The organism is Streptomyces sp. NPDC001492, from assembly GCF_053597275.1.
The window spans coordinates 19,916-36,638 of the sequence record NZ_JBSFHW010000059.1 but is presented as its reverse complement, the minus strand read 5'-3'; the positions used below and the strand labels follow the sequence as shown (position 1 = coordinate 36,638).

General features: G+C 70.9%; 13 protein-coding genes and 1 pseudogene. 7 read left to right on the top strand and 7 right to left on the bottom strand.

All coding sequences use genetic code 11. The annotated features are described in order from the left end of the window. Positions 1-7 precede the first annotated feature (7 nt). On the bottom strand, positions 8-421 hold the full coding sequence (locus ACWC1K_RS44415; RefSeq protein WP_351476210.1) for an organic hydroperoxide resistance protein: 414 nt from the start codon (positions 419-421) through the stop codon (positions 8-10). Positions 422-544: 123 nt separating this feature from the next. Between ACWC1K_RS44415 and ACWC1K_RS44410 the strand changes: the two genes are divergently transcribed. Next, positions 545-1,036 carry a MarR family winged helix-turn-helix transcriptional regulator gene (locus ACWC1K_RS44410; RefSeq protein ID WP_450839221.1) on the top strand — a complete coding sequence of 164 codons (492 nt, stop codon included), beginning with the start codon at positions 545-547 and terminating at the stop codon, positions 1,034-1,036. On the opposite strand, the gene ACWC1K_RS44405 is transcribed toward ACWC1K_RS44410, so the two are convergent. After that, positions 949-2,484 (bottom strand): glycosyltransferase family 39 protein, encoded by a 1,536-nt coding sequence (locus ACWC1K_RS44405; protein ID WP_450839219.1) that lies wholly within the window; start codon positions 2,482-2,484, stop codon positions 949-951. The two genes, ACWC1K_RS44410 and ACWC1K_RS44405, sit on opposite strands and share 88 nt — an antisense overlap. A 131-nt stretch (positions 2,485-2,615) precedes the next feature. On the opposite strand from ACWC1K_RS44405, the gene ACWC1K_RS44400 reads away from it, so the two are divergent. Beyond that, the gene (locus tag ACWC1K_RS44400) at positions 2,616-3,899 is read left to right on the top strand and encodes a glycosyltransferase 87 family protein (RefSeq protein ID WP_450839217.1); all 1,284 of its coding nucleotides are present in this window, start codon (positions 2,616-2,618) and stop codon (positions 3,897-3,899) included. An 84-nt stretch (positions 3,900-3,983) separates the two neighbouring features. Then, positions 3,984-4,964, top strand: coding sequence for a UDP-glucose 4-epimerase GalE (gene galE, locus ACWC1K_RS44395; RefSeq protein ID WP_450839216.1), 981 nt, complete (start codon positions 3,984-3,986; stop codon positions 4,962-4,964). A gap of 186 nt (positions 4,965-5,150) precedes the next feature. Here the strand turns inward: galE and ACWC1K_RS44390 are convergent. After that, positions 5,151-5,297 (bottom strand): annotated as a pseudogene (locus ACWC1K_RS44390) (DNA-binding response regulator); the annotation flags it as partial. Between the two features lie 75 nt (positions 5,298-5,372). After that, positions 5,373-5,999 carry a TetR/AcrR family transcriptional regulator gene (locus ACWC1K_RS44385; RefSeq protein WP_450839215.1) on the bottom strand — a complete coding sequence of 209 codons (627 nt, stop codon included), beginning with the start codon at positions 5,997-5,999 and terminating at the stop codon, positions 5,373-5,375. 280 nt (positions 6,000-6,279) lie between these two features. Here ACWC1K_RS44385 and ACWC1K_RS44380 point away from each other — a divergent pair, with 280 nt between their 5' ends. Next, the gene (locus tag ACWC1K_RS44380; protein WP_450839213.1) at positions 6,280-7,197 is read left to right on the top strand and encodes an ABC transporter permease; all 918 of its coding nucleotides are present in this window, start codon (positions 6,280-6,282) and stop codon (positions 7,195-7,197) included. Then, entirely contained in the window at positions 7,190-7,996 is an 807-nt protein-coding gene (locus ACWC1K_RS44375) for an ABC transporter ATP-binding protein (protein ID WP_450839212.1), read from the top strand. The genes ACWC1K_RS44380 and ACWC1K_RS44375 overlap by 8 nt, the downstream gene beginning before the upstream one ends. A 67-nt stretch (positions 7,997-8,063) precedes the next feature. Here ACWC1K_RS44375 and ACWC1K_RS44370 read toward each other — a convergent pair whose 3' ends face one another. After that, the gene (locus ACWC1K_RS44370; RefSeq protein ID WP_450839210.1) at positions 8,064-13,010 is read right to left on the bottom strand and encodes an NAD-glutamate dehydrogenase; all 4,947 of its coding nucleotides are present in this window, start codon (positions 13,008-13,010) and stop codon (positions 8,064-8,066) included. A gap of 577 nt (positions 13,011-13,587) precedes the next feature. Here ACWC1K_RS44370 and ACWC1K_RS44365 point away from each other — a divergent pair. Continuing rightward, positions 13,588-14,154 (top strand): DJ-1/PfpI family protein, encoded by a 567-nt coding sequence (locus ACWC1K_RS44365; RefSeq protein ID WP_450839208.1) that lies wholly within the window; start codon positions 13,588-13,590, stop codon positions 14,152-14,154. A gap of 161 nt (positions 14,155-14,315) precedes the next feature. On the opposite strand, the gene ACWC1K_RS44360 is transcribed toward ACWC1K_RS44365, so the two are convergent. Together ACWC1K_RS44360 and ACWC1K_RS44355 are read right to left on the bottom strand one after the other, a co-directional pair. Next, positions 14,316-14,981: an HAD family hydrolase gene (locus tag ACWC1K_RS44360; RefSeq protein WP_450839206.1), complete on the bottom strand. Its 666-nt coding sequence runs from the start codon at positions 14,979-14,981 to the stop codon at positions 14,316-14,318. A gap of 123 nt (positions 14,982-15,104) precedes the next feature. Then, the gene (locus tag ACWC1K_RS44355) at positions 15,105-15,620 is read right to left on the bottom strand and encodes a DUF6912 family protein (RefSeq protein ID WP_450839205.1); all 516 of its coding nucleotides are present in this window, start codon (positions 15,618-15,620) and stop codon (positions 15,105-15,107) included. A 314-nt stretch (positions 15,621-15,934) separates the two neighbouring features. On the opposite strand from ACWC1K_RS44355, the gene ACWC1K_RS44350 reads away from it, so the two are divergent. Continuing rightward, complete coding sequence (locus ACWC1K_RS44350; RefSeq protein ID WP_450839203.1) at positions 15,935-16,648, top strand: Rv3235 family protein; 714 nt, start codon at positions 15,935-15,937, stop codon at positions 16,646-16,648. Positions 16,649-16,723 lie beyond the last annotated feature (75 nt).

The window sequence follows — 16,723 nt, the reverse complement described above, 5'->3', positions numbered from 1 at the left end:
TGCTCGGTTACTCGATGACGAGGTCGACGTCGACGTTGCCGCGGGTCGCGTTGGAGTACGGGCACACCTGGTGGGCGGTCTCGACCAGCTTGCGGCCGGTCGCCTCGTCCACGGTCTCCGGCAGCTCGATGCGGAGGGTGACCTTGAGTCCGAAGCCCTCGCCCTGCTTGCCTATGCCCACCTCGGCGGTCACCGCGGCGTCGCTGACGTCGACCTTCGCCTGGCGGCCGACGAGGCCGAGGGCGCTGCCGAAGCAGGCCGCGTAACCGGCGGCGAACAGCTGCTCGGGGTTGGTGCCCTCGCCGTTGCCGCCCAGCTCCACCGGCGGGGCCAGCTTGACGTCGATCTTGCCGTCGTTGGTGAAGGCGCGACCGTCGCGGCCGTGGGTGGCAGTGGCGACAGCGGTGTAGAGCGCGTCCATGGATGACCATCCTTCTCGGAGTCGTGTTCCGGCGGCCCTTCTGGCGGCCGCCTCACGACCACAAGTAGAGCACACAATTCAATTGTGCACAACTAAATGGCCCGCAAGAGCTATCCTGGACGCATGACGACCGCGCCCGACACCCCGACCACCGACTGGCTCCGCCTCGACCAGCAGATCTGCTTCTCCCTGAACGCCGCCTCGCGCGCCTTCGGCGGCATCTACCGGGTGATCCTCAAGGACCTCGGACTCACCTATCCGCAGTACCTGGTGATGCTGCTGCTGTGGGAGCACGGCGAGCTGCCGGTCAAGAAGCTGGGCGAGCATCTGCGGCTCGACTCCGGCACCCTGTCCCCGCTGCTCAAACGGCTGGAGTCGGCCGGTCTGGTACGGCGTGAGCGCAGCGCCCGTGACGAGCGCTCGGTGGAGGTCCGGCTGACCGAGGAGGGCGCCGCCCTGCGTGACCAGGCGGTTCAGGTACCGCGCCGGATCGTCGCGGCGACGGGCTTCGACGTGGAAGAGATCCGTCAGCTGCGGTCGCGGCTCGACGAGCTCACCAGGGGGCTGGACGCGGCCACGGCGGCGGAGGCGGAGGCGGCGGAGCGGCGGACGTAGAGGAGGAAGGTCACCCGGCCGCTGACGTATCTCTCGCGGGCGATGAACTGCTCCTCCACGACGGCGAGTTTGACGCGCTCGGTCGGGTCGGCGGGCAGCAGCCCCGAGCTCAGGAGCCTCGACTGGGCGACGACCCAGACGCGGTCCACCCCCGCCAGCTTGCGCCGCAGCGCCTCCGGGGTGGTCTCGATGCCGCTCAGCGTCCCGGACCGCGGACCGGACTCCCGCAGCGCGATGTCCCGGGCCCTGCGGAACGCCTTCGGATAGGTCAGCGCCGTCAGCCGCCAGTTCGACGGCAGGAACAGCACCGGATCACCGGGACGGATGTCACGGGCGGCCCGGGCGGCGACGGCCCCGAGGTTCTCGGGGCGGTGCGCCGGGGAGCGGTCCTGCCGGTAGAGAGGGAGGCACTGGACGAAGGCGAGGGCGACGGCCAGGACACCGGTGAGGGTGCCCAGACGGCCGCAGGGCAGGCGGTGCCCGGTCCCCAGCCGCAGGCGCCCCACGACCCCGGCCACCCAGTCGGCGCCGGCGGCGGCCAGCAACGGCGCCCCCGCCAGCGCATACAGCACATACCGCTCGTGATACAGCGGCCGGATCTGCGACACGGCGATCAGGAGCGCCGGCGGCAGCACGAGCAGCGGGAGTGCGACCGCCGCCGGCCGTCCTGTCCCGAGCCCCAGCACCATCAGCGCGACGGCCACCCAGAACACCGCCCCCTCCGGAGCGAGGGCGAAGTCCCGCACCAGCCGCCCCGCCTGCTCCCACCCGGGTGTCACCAGCCACGCCACCTGCCCCGCCTGCTCGTGCGACACCCACACCAGGGGCAGCAGAACCGCCCCCGCCAGCCCGGCCGCCCGCCCCCAGCCCAGCCACACCCGCTTCGGCACCCGCATGAGCGCCAGCGTCAGCGCATGGGCGCACAGCACCAGGACGACCAGTTCGTGCAGCAGACAGGTCACGGCGAGGACGGCGCCGTACCACCACCACCCGCACCGCGACCGCCCCTCCACCGCCCGCACCAGCAGCAGTGTCGCCGCCGCCACGCCCGCCGCGACGAGTGCGTACGAGCGCCCTTCCTGTGCGTAGTGGCCGGTCATCGGGGTGACCGCGTACAGCAGACCGGCCCACAGCCCGACCCGGGGACGGACCAGCCGTACCCCGAGAGCCGCGACCAGACCGGCGGTCGCGGCGGCCCCGAACACGGACGGCAGCCGGAGGAGAACCTCACCGGGGTGGACGGCGAGGACGACGTGCATGAACAGGTAGTACAGGCCGTGCACCGCGTCCAGGCCGTGCAGCAGCTGCCAGATCTGCGGCACCGTGCGCCGCCCGACCAGGAAGGTGACGCTCTCGTCGCCCCACATGCCGCCGCGGTCGAGTCCCCACAGACCGATCGCGAGTATGACGACGGCGGGGACCGCCACGGCTACGGTCTCCGCACGCACCCACCGACGGTTCGCCCGCCCCGCGTCCTCGCTCAGCACACGGCTGATTTTGTGCGGTAGCCGGGCTCTTACCGAGGATTGACGGTGTATTAGCAGTCATACACCATTCGCCCGGCTTACGATCCGCCGTGATGAACGCCGTGACCAAAGCCGTGATGACCGCCGCCGGAAACCGCCGGCTCCTCGCCCTCGCCGCCGCCTGGATCGCCACCCGGGCTCTGATGCTGTGGCTGCTCGCGCACGACGCGGCGCCCCGGCTCGGCGGGGGCTCGGTCGCACGGGAGGTGTGGCACCTGTACCACGACTGGTACGGCGTCCTCGCGCACGGCGCCTTCCCCGCGCACGACCCGCTGTGGCAGTACCCGCCGGGGGCCGGCGCTGTGCTGCTGTCGCCCGCGCTGCTGCCGGGCCTGACGTACTTCCAGGCGTTCGTCGTCCTCACGCTCGCCGCCGACGCGGCCATCGCGCTGGCCCTGGCCGTCGCGGGCAAGCGCCCCGGCCGCACGCTCCTGGGGGCGGCGATGTGGGTGGGCGGCCTCCCGCTCCTCCTGCACGTGCCGCTCGCCCGCTACGACGTGCAGGTCACGGCCTTCGCCGTCATCTCCCTGTTGACGTTGCCGCGCTCCACGCGCGCGTGCGGGGTGTTCGCGGCGCTCGGCGCCCTGGTCAAGGTGTGGCCGGCGCTGGTGCTGCTGGGCACGCCGAGGGGGCGCGGGACGCGTTCGGCCTGGGCGTGGGCCGCCGTCACCGGGGCCGGGTCGCTCGCGGTCCTCGCGGCGCTCTTCGCCAACCCCTTCGCCTTCCTGCGGCAACAGGGCGGACGGGGTGTGCAGATCGAGTCGCTCGGCGGCACGGTGCTCGCCTTCGCGACGCACGCCGGATGGCCGGGCAAGGTGCGCTACCAGTACGGCGCGATGGAGTTCACCGGCCCGCACGTGCGGACCGTGGCGCACATCTCCCTCGCCCTCACGGCGGTCGCCTTCGCACTGCTGCTCCTGTGGCGGCTGCGGGCCCGGCGCTGGACGCCTGCGACGCCGTACGACGCCGCCCTCAGCGCCGTCCTGCTGTTCACCGTCACCAGCAGGGTGATCAGCCCGCAGTACATGATCTGGCTGCTGGGCCTGGCCGCCGTGTGCCTGACCTCGCGGCACACCGTGCAGCGGCCGGTGGCCGCCCTGGTGCTGGGCGCGACCGCGCTCAGCGCCGTCGCCTACCCGGCCCTGTACGGCCAGGTCATGGCCTGCACCTGGGCGGGCTGTGTGCTGATGCTCGCCCGCAACGGGCTGCTCGCCGCCGCCGCCGTACTGTCCCTCGTCCGGCTGTGGCGCTCGACCCGCCCGGCGTCCGAGGCTCCCGCGCCCACGCGCGGACCGGACCCGGTCACCCGCCGCCTCCCCCAGCACTCCGGAGCATAGGAAGCGTCGTCGGCGCGAGTCTCCACCTCCTGCTCCACTGATACCGCACCACCACGGGCCAACTGACGAAGGGGACGGCCGCACATGACCTGGCTGATCACCGGCGGCGCCGGATACATCGGGGCGCACGTCGTCCGGGCGATGATCGAGGCGGGCGAGCGGACCGTGGTGTACGACGATCTGTCGACGGGCATCGCCGAGCGGGTGCCGCGGGGCGTGCAACTGGTGGTGGGGTCGACGCTGGACGGCGAGCGGGTCGCGCGCGCCCTCGCGGTCCACGACGTCGGCGGGGTCATCCACCTGGCGGCGAAGAAGCAGGTGGGCGAGTCGGTTCAGCTGCCGCTGCACTACTACCGGGAGAACGTTGAGGGCCTGCGCGTCCTCCTGGAGGCGGTGGCCGAGGCCGGTGTCCCGTCCTTCGTGTTCTCGTCCTCGGCGGCGGTGTACGGCATGCCGGACGAACCCCTGGTGACGGAGGAGACACCCTGTCTGCCCATGTCGCCCTACGGCGAGACGAAGCTGGTCGGCGAATGGCTGGTCCGCGCGACGGCTCGGGCGACAGACCTCTCCACCGCCTCCCTGCGCTACTTCAACGTGGCGGGTGCCGCGACCCCCGAACTCGCGGACACGGGCGTCCACAACCTGATCCCCATGGTCTTCGAGAGGCTCACCGCCGAGGCACCCCCGCGCATCTTCGGCGAGGACTACGACACCCCCGACGGGACCTGCGTCCGCGACTACATCCACGTGGTGGACCTGGCCGAAGCCCACGTGGCAGCCGCCCGCACGCTCCAGTCCGCACCGGGCCGCCACCTCACCCTCAACATCGGCCGCGGCGAGGGCGTCTCCGTCCGCGAAATGATCGACCGCATCAACGCCGTCACGGGCTACGACCGCCCCCCGACGATCACCTCCCGCCGCCCCGGCGACCCCGCCCGAGTAGTCGCCTCCCCGGACCGCGCGGCCACCGAACTCGGCTGGAAGGCCACACACGACGTCCAGGACATGATCACGTCGGCCTGGGAGGGCTGGGTACGGATGCATCCGGAGGCGGCGCGGGGCTAGACACCGCACCGGGGGCGCCCCGAAAGGCCCGCGGCTGCGTCGATACGCGGCTCCGCAACACGGGTACGACCAGCCACCACATACACGACGGCCAGGACATGAGCAGCCTGACAGGGCCGGCTACGAGCACATCGGGAGACAGCACACGGCTGGTACACCGCGCGGGAGTACGCGCCCTGAGGAGCGCGGCATGCGCACATCCAGCACGGCCGCGTCGGGACGGTGCTCCAGGAGCGCGGGCAGGACCTCTGGCCCGGTGCCGGCGAAGGCCACGACCTCGTGCCCGTCGGACGTCAGCAGCAGGGCGGTGTCCTCGGCGATCGCGGCTCTCACGGCAGTTCCGCCTCAACTCCGGTCACCGGGCGCGGCGACTCGCTTCCGGCCCCCGGCGGCCGGGCCGCAGCATACTCACAGCGCCTTGAGTGCCTCCGCGGTGGCCCGCGCCAGCGCCGCGAGGTAGCCCTTCGGCAGCTTCGGGCTGCGGATCACCACCGAGCGCCAGTAGAGGGGCCCGGAGATCAGGTCGAGCGCCAGGTCCTCGTTCAGCTCCGCGCTGACCTCTCCGCGCTGCGCCGCCGCCAGGATGATCTTGAGGGCCACGCTTTCCTGCCCCTCGCGCAGGGTCTTCTGCATGGCTTCGGCGATCTCCGGGTTGCGGGCCGCCTCGGCCTGCAGGTCCGGGATGATCTGCGAGGCCACCGGGTGCCGCAGGGCGCGCGAGGTGACCTCGTACAGCAGCCGCAGATCACCCTCCAGGGAGCCCGTGTCCGGCGTCGGCAGCCCCAGCACCGCGATCGCCGAGACGACGTCGAGGACCAGGTGCAGCTTGGAGCGCCAGCGGCGGTAGACCGCGGTCTTGCCGACCCCTGCGCGCCGCGCGATCCCCTCGATGGACATCCGCGCATAGCCGACGGACGCGAGCTCCTCGAAGACGGCCGCACGGATGGCTTCCGTCACGTCCTCCCGCAGTACGGCCGCCCCCGCGGGAGTTCGGCGGCGCGGACGCGTCTGGGTCTCGTCGGCGTTCGTCGTCATGCGGTCCAGCATAGGGCGTTGCGACGAAACGGTTGCGTCCTGACGCGGGAGGCGTTGCGACGAAACGGTGTCGTCCCGACGGCCCGACCCGACGAACGCGTTACGACGAAACGGTTGCGTTCCGACGTCAACCTGTCTTACGCTCCCGTTGCGACGATACGGTCCCGTCCCGACGTAAGAGAACGTGAAGAGAAGCGTAAGGAAACGCCGGGCGCCGGACCGTCCGGCCGACGGGCCGCACGTCGCCGGCACCCCCCTCCCCCGAGTGAAAGCAGCGGATGTGAGCCAGGTCCTCGACACACCGCCCCCGACGCCGGCCCCGGCCGACGACGACCTCGCGGCCCTCGCCGCCCGCCACGGCCTCTCGGTCAGCGGCGCCCGCCCCTCCCTGCCCGAGTACGTACGGCAGCTGTGGGCCCGGCGCCACTTCATCACCGCCTTCGCCACCGCCAAGCTCACCGCCCAGTACAGCCAGGCGAAGCTCGGCCAGGTCTGGCAGGTCATGACCCCGCTGCTGAACGCGGCGGTGTACTACTTCATCTTCGGTGTCCTGCTGGGCACCAAGCGGCACGTGCCGGACTACGTCCCGTTCCTGGTCACGGGCGTGTTCATCTGGACGTTCACGCAGAGCTCGATCATGGCGGGCACCCGCGCGATCTCCGGCAACCTCGGTCTGGTCCGGGCGCTGCACTTCCCGCGGGCCGCACTGCCGATCTCCTTCTGCCTCCAGCAGCTGCAGCAGCTGCTGTTCTCGATGGCCGCGCTGGTCGTCATCCTGCTCTGCTTCGGGGTGCCGGTCACGTTCTCCTGGGTGCTGGCGTTCCCGGCGCTGGTCCTGCAGTTCACCTTCAACACCGGCGTCTCGATGATCATGGCCCGGATGGGCGCCAAGACCCCGGACATCGCCCAGCTGATGCCGTTCGTCCTGCGTACCTGGATGTACGTGTCCGGCGTGATGTGGAGCATCGACAAGCTGGCCGGCAAGCACAGCAACCTGCCGCACTGGGTGGAGCCGGTGCTCCAGGCCCAGCCGGCCGCGGTCTACATCGACCTGATGCGCTTCGCACTGATCGACAGCTTCCACTCCAAGCAGCTGCCGCACCATGTGTGGATGTACGCAATCGGCTGGGCCCTGCTCGCCGGAGTCGGCGGCTTCATCTACTTCTGGAAGGCTGAGGAGACGTACGGCCGTGGCTGAGCACACCATCGAACGCATCCCCACCGTCGTCGCCGACGGAGTCGACATCGTCTACCGGGTCAACGGCACCGGCGCCGGACGCGGCTCCGCGACCGCCGCCCTCAACCGCATGCTGCGCCGCCAGCAGGTCGAGAAGGCGGCCGGCGTCCGCACGGTGCACGCCGTCAAGAACGTGTCCTTCGTCGCCTACAAGGGCGAGGCGGTCGGCCTGATCGGTACCAACGGCTCCGGCAAGTCGACCCTGCTGAAGGCGGTCGCCGGCCTGCTGCCGGTCGAGAACGGCCACATCTACACCGACGGCCAGCCCTCCCTCCTCGGTGTCAACGCGGCCCTGATGGGCGACCTGACCGGCGAGAAGAACGTGTACCTCGGCGGCCTCGCCATGGGCATGTCCCGCGAGGAGATCCGGGACCGCTACGACGGCATCGTCGACTTCTCCGGCATCAACGAGAAGGGCGACTTCATCACCCTCCCCATGCGGACGTACTCCTCCGGCATGGGCGCCCGCCTGCGCTTCTCCATCGCCGCCGCCAAGGACCACGACGTGCTCCTCATCGACGAGGCGCTCGCCACCGGCGACCGGTCCTTCCAGAAGCGCTCCGAGCAACGCATCCGCCAACTGCGCGAGAAGGCCGGCACGGTGTTCCTGGTCAGCCACAACAACAAGTCCATCCGCGACACCTGCGAACGCGTGCTGTGGCTGGAGCGCGGCGTACTGCGCATGGACGGCCCGACCGAGGAGGTCATGGCGGCGTACGAGGAGTTCACCGGCGGCGCGGACAAGCCGAAGGCCGCCTGAACACCGCCACGAAGAGCGAGGTGCCCCGAGCCGGTCGGCCCGGGGCACCTCGCTTTCCCACCGCCTGCTACGAATGCGTCCGCAGCAGCGTCCGCATCGTGCGCATCGCCACCGACAGGTTGGCGAGGTCGAACGTCTCCGAGCTCTGGATCTCCTCCAGCGTCGTGCGCGCCCGGCCCAGGATCGCGGCGTTCTTCTCCTCCCACGCCTTGAAGCGCTGCTCCGGGGTCGAGGTGCCGTTGCCCACCGCCAGGACGTCCGCGGTGAGCGCCGCGTGGGCCGCGTACAGGTCCTCACGGATGGAGGCGCGGGCCATGGACTGCCAGCGGTCGGCCCGCGGCAGCTCGATGATGCGGTCCATGAGCTGGGTGATGTGCAGACGGTCGGCGAGGTCGTAGTAGACCTCGGCGACGTCCAGCGGCTCCTTGCCCATGCGGTCGGCCACCGAGACGATGTCGAGCGCCGGGAAGGCGGAGGAGAACCCGGCCACGCGGGTGGCGAGCTCGTCCGGGACGCCGGCGCCGGTCAGCTCGTCGTAGATCTGCTGCCACCACTCCAGGTCCGCGCCGCGCAGCAGCTTGGTGAGCTGCTGCCAGACCTGCTCGACGCGCTCGGCGAAGAAGTCGACCGTCTCGGCGAGCTGCAGCGGCTGCGGCCGGTTGTTGAGCAGCCAGCGCGTACCGCGCTCCACCAGTCGGCGCGAGTGCAGCCGGATACGGGTCTGGACGGCGGCCTCGACCTGGTTGTCCAGACCCTCGACCGCGTCCCACACCGGGGCCGAGCAGAAGATCGCCCGGGCCGCGGTCTGCGCCCGCACGATCTCCTCCAGGGAGGCGCCGGTCTCCTCGCGCAGCCGGTGCAGATAGGTCGTACCGCCCGTGTTGACCGTGTCGTTGACCAGGACGGTCGTGGTGATCTCGCGGTGCAGCGGGTGGCTGTCGATGCGGTCGGCGAACTTCTCGCGCAGGGCCGTCGGGAAGTACGCGTGCAGCAGACCGCGCAGATACGGGTCGTCCGGCAGCGAGGTGTGCAGCAGCTCCTCGGCGACCGTGATCTTCGTGTACGCCAGCAGGACGGCCGTCTCGGGGCCGGTGAGGCCCTGGCCGGCGCTGAGCCGCTCGCGGATCTGGCGGTCGGTGGGCAGGAACTCCAGCGCCCGGTCCAGATGACCGTCGCGCACCATGTGGCGGATGAACCGCTGCTGGGCGTGGAGCATGTCCTTGGACTGGGCCAGGGCGTTGGCGAGCGCCGTGTTCTGCGCGTAGTTGTTGCGCAGGACCAGCGCGCCGACCTCGTCGGTCATCTCGGCGAGCAGCTTGTTGCGCTGCTTGACGGTCATGTCGCCGTCGGCGACCAGGCCGTTGAGCAGGATCTTGATGTTCACCTCGTGGTCGGAGGTGTCCACGCCCGCGCTGTTGTCGATCGCGTCCGTGTTGATCTTGCCGCCGTGCCGTGCGAACTCGATCCGGCCGAGCTGGGTCAGCCCCAGGTTGCCGCCCTCGCCGACTACCTTGACCCGCAGGTCGGCGCCGTCGACCCGGATCGGGTCGTTGGCCTTGTCGCCGACGTCCGCCTGGCTCTCCGTGCTGGCCTTCACATACGTACCGATGCCGCCGTTCCACAGCAGGTCCACCGGGGCCTGCAGGATGGCCTTCATCAGGTCGGCCGGGGTCATCTTGGAGACCTTGCCCTCGATGCCGAGGGCCTCACGGATGTGCGCGTTGAGCTGGATGGCCTTGGCGGAACGCGGGAAGACGCCACCACCGGCGGAGAGGAGCTCGGTGTTGTAGTCGGCCCAGCTGGAGCGCGGCAGCTCGAAGATACGGCGCCGCTCGGCGTACGAGGTGGCCGCGTCCGGGTTCGGGTCGATGAAGATGTGCCGGTGGTCGAAGGCGGCGACCAGGCGGATGTGCTCGCTCAGCAGCATGCCGTTGCCGAACACGTCACCGGACATGTCGCCGATGCCGACGACGGTGAAGTCCTCGCTCTGCGTGTCGACGCCGAGCTCCCGGAAGTGCCGCTTGACGGACTCCCAGGCGCCGCGGGCGGTGATGCCCATGCCCTTGTGGTCGTAGCCGGCCGAGCCACCGGAGGCGAAGGCGTCACCGAGCCAGAAGTTGTACGTCTCCGCAACCCCGTTGGCGATGTCCGAGAACGTGGCGGTGCCCTTGTCCGCGGCGACCACGAGGTAGGTGTCGTCCTCGTCGTGCCGCACGACGTCGGCCGGGGGCACGACCTCGCCGGCCACCATGTTGTCGGTGATGTCGAGCAGCGCCGAGATGAACGTCTTGTAGCTGGCGATGCCCTCGGCCAGCCACGCGTCCCGGTCCACGCTCGGGTCCGGCAGCTGCTTGGCGACGAAGCCGCCCTTCGCGCCGACCGGCACGATGACGGTGTTCTTCACCATTTGCGCCTTGACCAGGCCGAGGATCTCGGTCCGGAAGTCCTCACGCCGGTCGGACCAGCGCAGACCTCCGCGCGCGACCTTGCCGAAACGCAGGTGCACGCCCTCCACGCGCGGCGAGTACACCCAGATCTCGTACGCCGGGCGCGGCGCCGGCAGATCGGGGATCGCCTGCGGGTCGAACTTCATGGACACGTACGCGTGCGGCTTGCCGCCCGCCGCCTCCTGGAAGAAGTTCGTCCGCAGGGTCGCCTTGATGACGGTCAGGAAGGACCGCAGGATCCGGTCCTCGTCGAGGGAGGCCACCTGGTCGAGGGCCGCGTCGACCTCTTCGAGAAGCGCGTCCACGATCTCGTGCCCGGCCCGCTGCCGGTCCGGCGACATCCGCGCCTCGAACAGCGAGACGAGCAGCCGGGTGGTGTGGACGTTGTTGCGGAGGGTGTCCTCCATGTAGTCCTGGCTGAAGGTGGAACCCGCCTGGCGCAGGTACTTGGCGTACGCCCGCAGCACCATCGCCTGCCGCCAGGTCAGTCCGGCGCTCAGCACCAGGGCGTTGAAGCCGTCGTTCTCCGCCTTGCCCGTCCAGGTGGCGGCGAAGGCGTCCTGGAAGCGCTCGCGGGCGTCGTCGCCGAGGTAGTCGCCGCCGCCGTTCTGCGACCTGGGCATGCGCAGGCCGAAGTCGTAGATCCACGCGCTGGTGCGGTCCGAGCAGCGCAGCTCGTACGGCCGCTCGTCCGTCACCTCGACACCCAGCCGGCTGAGGGCCGGCAGCACCGCGGACAGGGAGACCGCCTCGCCCTTGCGGTAGATCTTGAACCGGCGCTCCTCGGGGGCGGCGCCGACGGGCTCGTACAGACTGAGCGAGAAGTCCTGGCCGCTGTCGGCCTGGGCCTCGCTGAGCTGCTCCAGGTGGACCAGGTCGGCGACCGCGGCACGCGGGGTGTGGTCGGCCTTGTAGCCCTCGGGGAAGGCGTTGTTGTAGCGGCGCAGCAGTTCGGCGGCGCGCTCCTCGCCGCATTCGGCGTTCAGCGCCTCCGCGAAGCCGTCGGCCCAGGAGCGGGCGGCCTCCACCAGCCGTGCCTCGATGCGCTCCTTGTCGGCGTCCGACAGCTGCGGCAGCTCGGTGCCCTGCGGGACCCGCACCACGAAGTGCAGACGGGACAGGATCGACTCGGTGTTCCAGGCCGTGAAGTCGACACTGGTACCGCCGAGTTCCTCCTTCAGGATGTCGATGATCCTCAGGCGCACACCGGTGGTGTAGCGGTCGCGCGGGAGGTAGACGAGGGCGGAGTAGTAGCGCCCGTACTCGTCCTGGCGCAGGTACAGGCGCAGCCGCCGACGCTCCTGCAGGTACAGCACGGAGGTGGCGATGGACTCGAGTTCCTCGGCCGGCGTCTGGAAGAGCTCGTCGCGCGGGTACGTCTCCAGGATCTGCAGCAGGTCGCGCCCGTCGTGGCTGTTGGGCGAGAAGCCGGCGCGCTCCAGGACCTCCTCGACCTTGCGGCGGATGACCGGGACCCGGCGCACCGACTCGGTGTAGGCGGCGGAGGAGAACAGACCGAGGAAGCGCCGCTCACCGACGACGTTGCCGTCCGCGTCGAACTTCTTGACGCCGATGTAGTCCAGGTACGAGGGCCGGTGCACGGTGGCCCGGCTGTTCGCCTTGGTCAGGACGAGGAGCTTGTGCTCGCGGGCCTTGGCGCGGGCGTCGGCGGGGAGCCGCTCGAAGGACGGGCTGACCGGGTGGCTGTCGTCCCCCGCGTGGTGCGGGTCGGAGCGCAGGATTCCGAGACCGGTGCCGGGCACGGCGGCCAGCGAGTCGTCCTCACGCAGCTGGTACTCGCGGTAGCCGAGGAAGGTGAAGTGATCGTCGGACAGCCAGCGCAGCAGCTCGCGGGCCTCCTCGATGTCCTGCTCGCGCAGGTCGGTGGCGACGGGCTCCTTGGGCAGTTCGTCGGCCATGCGCAGCGCCGCGTCCCGCATCTTGTCCCAGTCCTCGACGGCCTCGCGGACGTCGGACAGCACACGCAGCAGGTCGGCGGTGATCTGCTTGAGGTCGCCCCGGTCGGTCTCGCGGTCGATCTCGACGTGGATCCAGGACTCGGTGTGCGCGTCGTGCGGCAGGTCGCCGACCGACTGCGCGCTGAGCACCTCGATGAGCTTGCCGGTGACGTCCCGGCGGACGACGATCTGCGGGTGGATGACGACGTGGATCCCGCGTCCCTGTCGCGTCAGCTCATTGGTGACGGAGTCGACCAGGAAGGGCATGTCGTCGGTGACGACCTCGACGACGGAGTGGGTGCACGTCCACCCGTTCTCCTCCACCGTGGGGGTGTGGACCCGCACGTTGGCCGTGCCCTGGGGGCGGTTCTCGGCCAGACGGTAGTGCGAGAGCGCGGCTCCGAAGATGTCGACCGGGTCGCGGCCGGTGAGGTCCTCCGGGGCGGTGTGCAGGTAGTAGCGCTGGAGGAACGCGAGCACGGTGTCCCGGTCTGGGGTGCTCTCGTCCGTCGTCCCGGTCGGTAGGTGCCCCCCGACCGGACTGTTCTCAGCTACCCGGGCGGCCCTCTCGAGCAGCTCGGCCTTGGCTTCGTCCAGCTTGGTCTGCATTGTCCTCTGGCTCCTGTCGCGCGCCGTTGCGTGACGTAGAAGGAAGTACGGTCTCTTCCCCTGCGGCTCGACGCCACGGCCCGGGTTCTCCGGTCTGCGTCGACGCTATGCCGCAAGGTGAGATGAGCGGGAGGATATGAGCCATATTTGAGCTGCCCCGAGGGTGTGACGCTGCTCTCCGCAGCGGCCGCGTCCAGGGGGTGAATGGCATCCCGGGAGCCCTTCCGGCCCCGTCCTGCCCGCGAAGACCAGCGACCGCCGCCCGGTCACGGAGGTGGTCCGTGCTCGCCGGGCGCAGGGCAGGGGCAACGGTGCCCCCGCGAGCTATCGCGCTGATCACGCCATAAGGCTATCGCTCAGTACCGGGGGCCCGTCATGAGCCGTATGTGTACAAAACCGGGGGTGGAACTTTGACACTCTGCACAGCGGCAAAGGCCCCACAGTCGTGCGGCCCGACGAAACGAACGCCTCATCTGATCCCCCTTGCCCGAAAACGACCGAACCCCTTGGCAAGGCCACCCCCCAGGAGGCACGTTGACCATGACAGCGCACACCCGCCTGAGGGGAGCCGTCCGACATGACCACGAAAATCCTCATCGTCACCGGCGACGCAGCAGAGTCACTCGAGGTCCTGTACCCCTACCAGCGCCTCCGCGAGGAGGGCTACGACGTCCATATCGCGGCCCCCTCCCGCAAGAAGCTCCAGTTCGTCGTCCATGACTTCGAACCCGGTTTCGACACCTACACCGAGAAGCCCGGCTACACCTGGCCCGCCGATCTCGCCTTCTCCGAGGTCGATCCCGGCCAGTACGCCGCCCTCGTCATCCCGGGCGGCCGCGCCCCCGAGTACCTCCGCAACGACGCCGAACTCCGCAAGATCCTCAAGTCCTTCTTCGACGCGGACAAGCCGGTCGCCCAGATCTGCCACGGCCCCCTGCTCACCGCGGCGGTCGAGGGCCTGCGCGGCCGCCGCGTCACGGCGTACCCCGCCCTGGAACCCGACATGCAGGCCGCCGGGGCCACCTTCCAGGACACCGAAGCCGTGGTCGACGGCACCCTGATCTCCTCCCGCGCCTGGCCGGACCACCCGGCCTGGATGCGCGAGTTCCTGACGGTACTGCGCGCAAAGGCACCGGTGACCTGATGTAGCCATGCCGCCTGCGGGCAGTCGTGCCGTGCCGTCTGCGGGCAGTCGTGCCGCTGGGGCGGCACGGGTGGGCGCAGGCGGCACCCCGCAAGCGCGGGCGAGCGAACCCACCCCCACCCCAGCCCCGATGCCGGGCGCCGCACCCCAGCCCCGCCCCCCTACGCAGCCAACCGCTCCGCCTCAGCGACAGCGTCCCTGAGCGTGTCCACCACCGGCACCCCCACCACCTCAAGACTGGCCCGCCCGTGCGACCCCCCGGTGTACAGCACCGCCCGCGCCCCCACATGCCGCGCGGCCACCGCATCATCGGCGGCATCCCCGATCACCACCGTACGAGCCGGATCCACACCGACCAGTGAGGCGAGGTGCCGCACCATGTGCTCCGTCTTGCTGCCCCCCGAGGGCCCCGTCCGCCCATCGACACGTATGAAGTGCGCCTCAATGCCGAACCCCCGCACCAACGGGACGAGTTCGTCGTGCGTGTACATGCTCAGGATCGACTGGCTCCGTCCCGCCGACCGCCACCCGGCGAGCAGCTCCGTCGCCCCCTCGGTCAGCCCGCAGCCGATCCGGTGCTCGGCGTAGTACCGGTGGAAGGTCTCGTCCATGACCGCCCATTCGGCGTCCGTCGGCAGCCGGCCCATGAGCCGCTCGTAGAACTTCGGCACCGGTACGCAGTACAGCGCCCGGTACTGCTCCATCGTGATCGGCTCGAGGCCGAGCTCGGCGAACGCCGCGTTCGTCGCCCCGATGATCGCGTCATTGTCGTGGAACAGCGTCCCGTTCCAGTCCCAGACAATGTGCGCCCCTGTCTGCTTCCCCATGTCAAAAACGTACCCGCCGCCACTGACAATCAAGAGCGCAGCAGGTCGGACGGCCACTGAGCCGACGCCGGTGAGCGCAGGCACGGCGGGAGGAGACGCATCCGGACTCGGACGCCGGACGGCTCAGTCCGCGAACCCGACCAGGTCGGGGATCTCCTGCGTCGCGTACCACAGCAGTTCGTGGTCCTCGGCGCCGTCCACCACGAACTGCGCGTCGTCGTCCCCACGGTCCGCCGCTTCGAGCGCCGCGGCCGCGGCGGCCACGTCCCCCTCCGCGTCGTCGAGGTCGACGTGAACGGCGGCAACCTTCGCCAGCGCCACGGTCCCGGTCACCCGTACCTCGCCGAGGGCGGCCGGGTCGAGGCCCCGGTCGGGGTCGGCGGACGCGACGCCGTCGGGCACGTCGACGGCGACCACGACCCGGCGCCGTGCCGCCCCGGGGTCCGCGGCCAGCAACCGAAGCGAGGCCAGCGCGGCGCGGTTGAGGGCGGCGTACTCCAGTTCCTCGATGTCGTCGGAGAGGTACCACTCGCGCAGGGCGGGCGTGACGGCGTATGCCACGAGCGGCCCCGCCCCCAGCTCTCCCGTCTTGTACGCCTCGGCGAGACCGGAGAGGGTCAGGGGGACGTAGACGCGCATGGCTGGCCGCTTTCATGGTCGGTGGCTGGGCGCGCTCACGCGCCTGCTGAAGGGCTTTCAGGATACGTGCGGGAGTCCCCTTTCGAGTCCCTGTCCCGATGCCCGGATGCGTCCACTTCAGGCTTCGGAATTCACCCGGCGCACCCCTGTGATCACCGGGTTCCGGGCCCCCCGCTTCACCCTGATAGGTGAAGATTCCGACCACCCCGGCACGGCTCCCCGCTTCCTTGCTGCCGCCGCCCCTGGCCCCGTACAAGATCCCCAACGCCAAGTTACCGACGGGTATCAATCCGTCTCGCTGAACGGGGACACCTATGCACAAGATCATGACCAGGGCACAGCACCAGGGAGGCACCCGCCCGCCCGGCCGCCGCGACTCCCGCCGCCCCGGCGGCGCCCCGCCCCGCACTCCGGGCGGCACCCAGACCCGCACCGCCCCGGGCGGCGGCCGCCCATCGGGCTCCCGGACCGAAGGCCGCTCCCCGAGCGCACGGCCCGCCGACAACCGGCCGCCGACGGCCTCCGCCATTCCTGCCGGGAGCACGGCCGAGGCCCTCAACGGGCCGGGGCGCCCGCCCGGCCTGGCAGCCCCGCCCAAGGGCACCGCGACCGCCACGGCGGCTCCGGGCGCGCGTACCGCCGCCGCGGCGCCCTGCCCCACCGGCCACTCCCGACCGCTCCCCCGGCCCCGCCCCACCGACGTCTTCGCCGACCTCCTCCTCGCCGTGCTGAGCGGTCAGCGCCCCGTCCACTCGATGCTGCGGCACACCGCGGGCCGGGCCTACGACGAACTGGCCTGGCTCGCCGAGCGCGGCCCCCTGCGCACCCGCGGCGCACGCCCCGTCGTCCGCGACATCGGCTACTACGAAGCCCGTCCCGGTGCCGTCGAGGCCTTCGCCCGCATCGGCGCCGGCGACCAGCTGCGGGCCATGGCCTTCCGCCTGGAACGGGGCCGGGACCTGCGCTGGCGCTGCACGGCGGTGGAGCTCGGCGGCCCCCGCCCGCCGCGCCCCACCGGCGAGGACTAGACGACCGGAGCGGCCGCGGGCCCAGCCCGTCCTGCGGGCCGCACCGCCGTACGCCGAAGGGCCGGGCCACCCCGA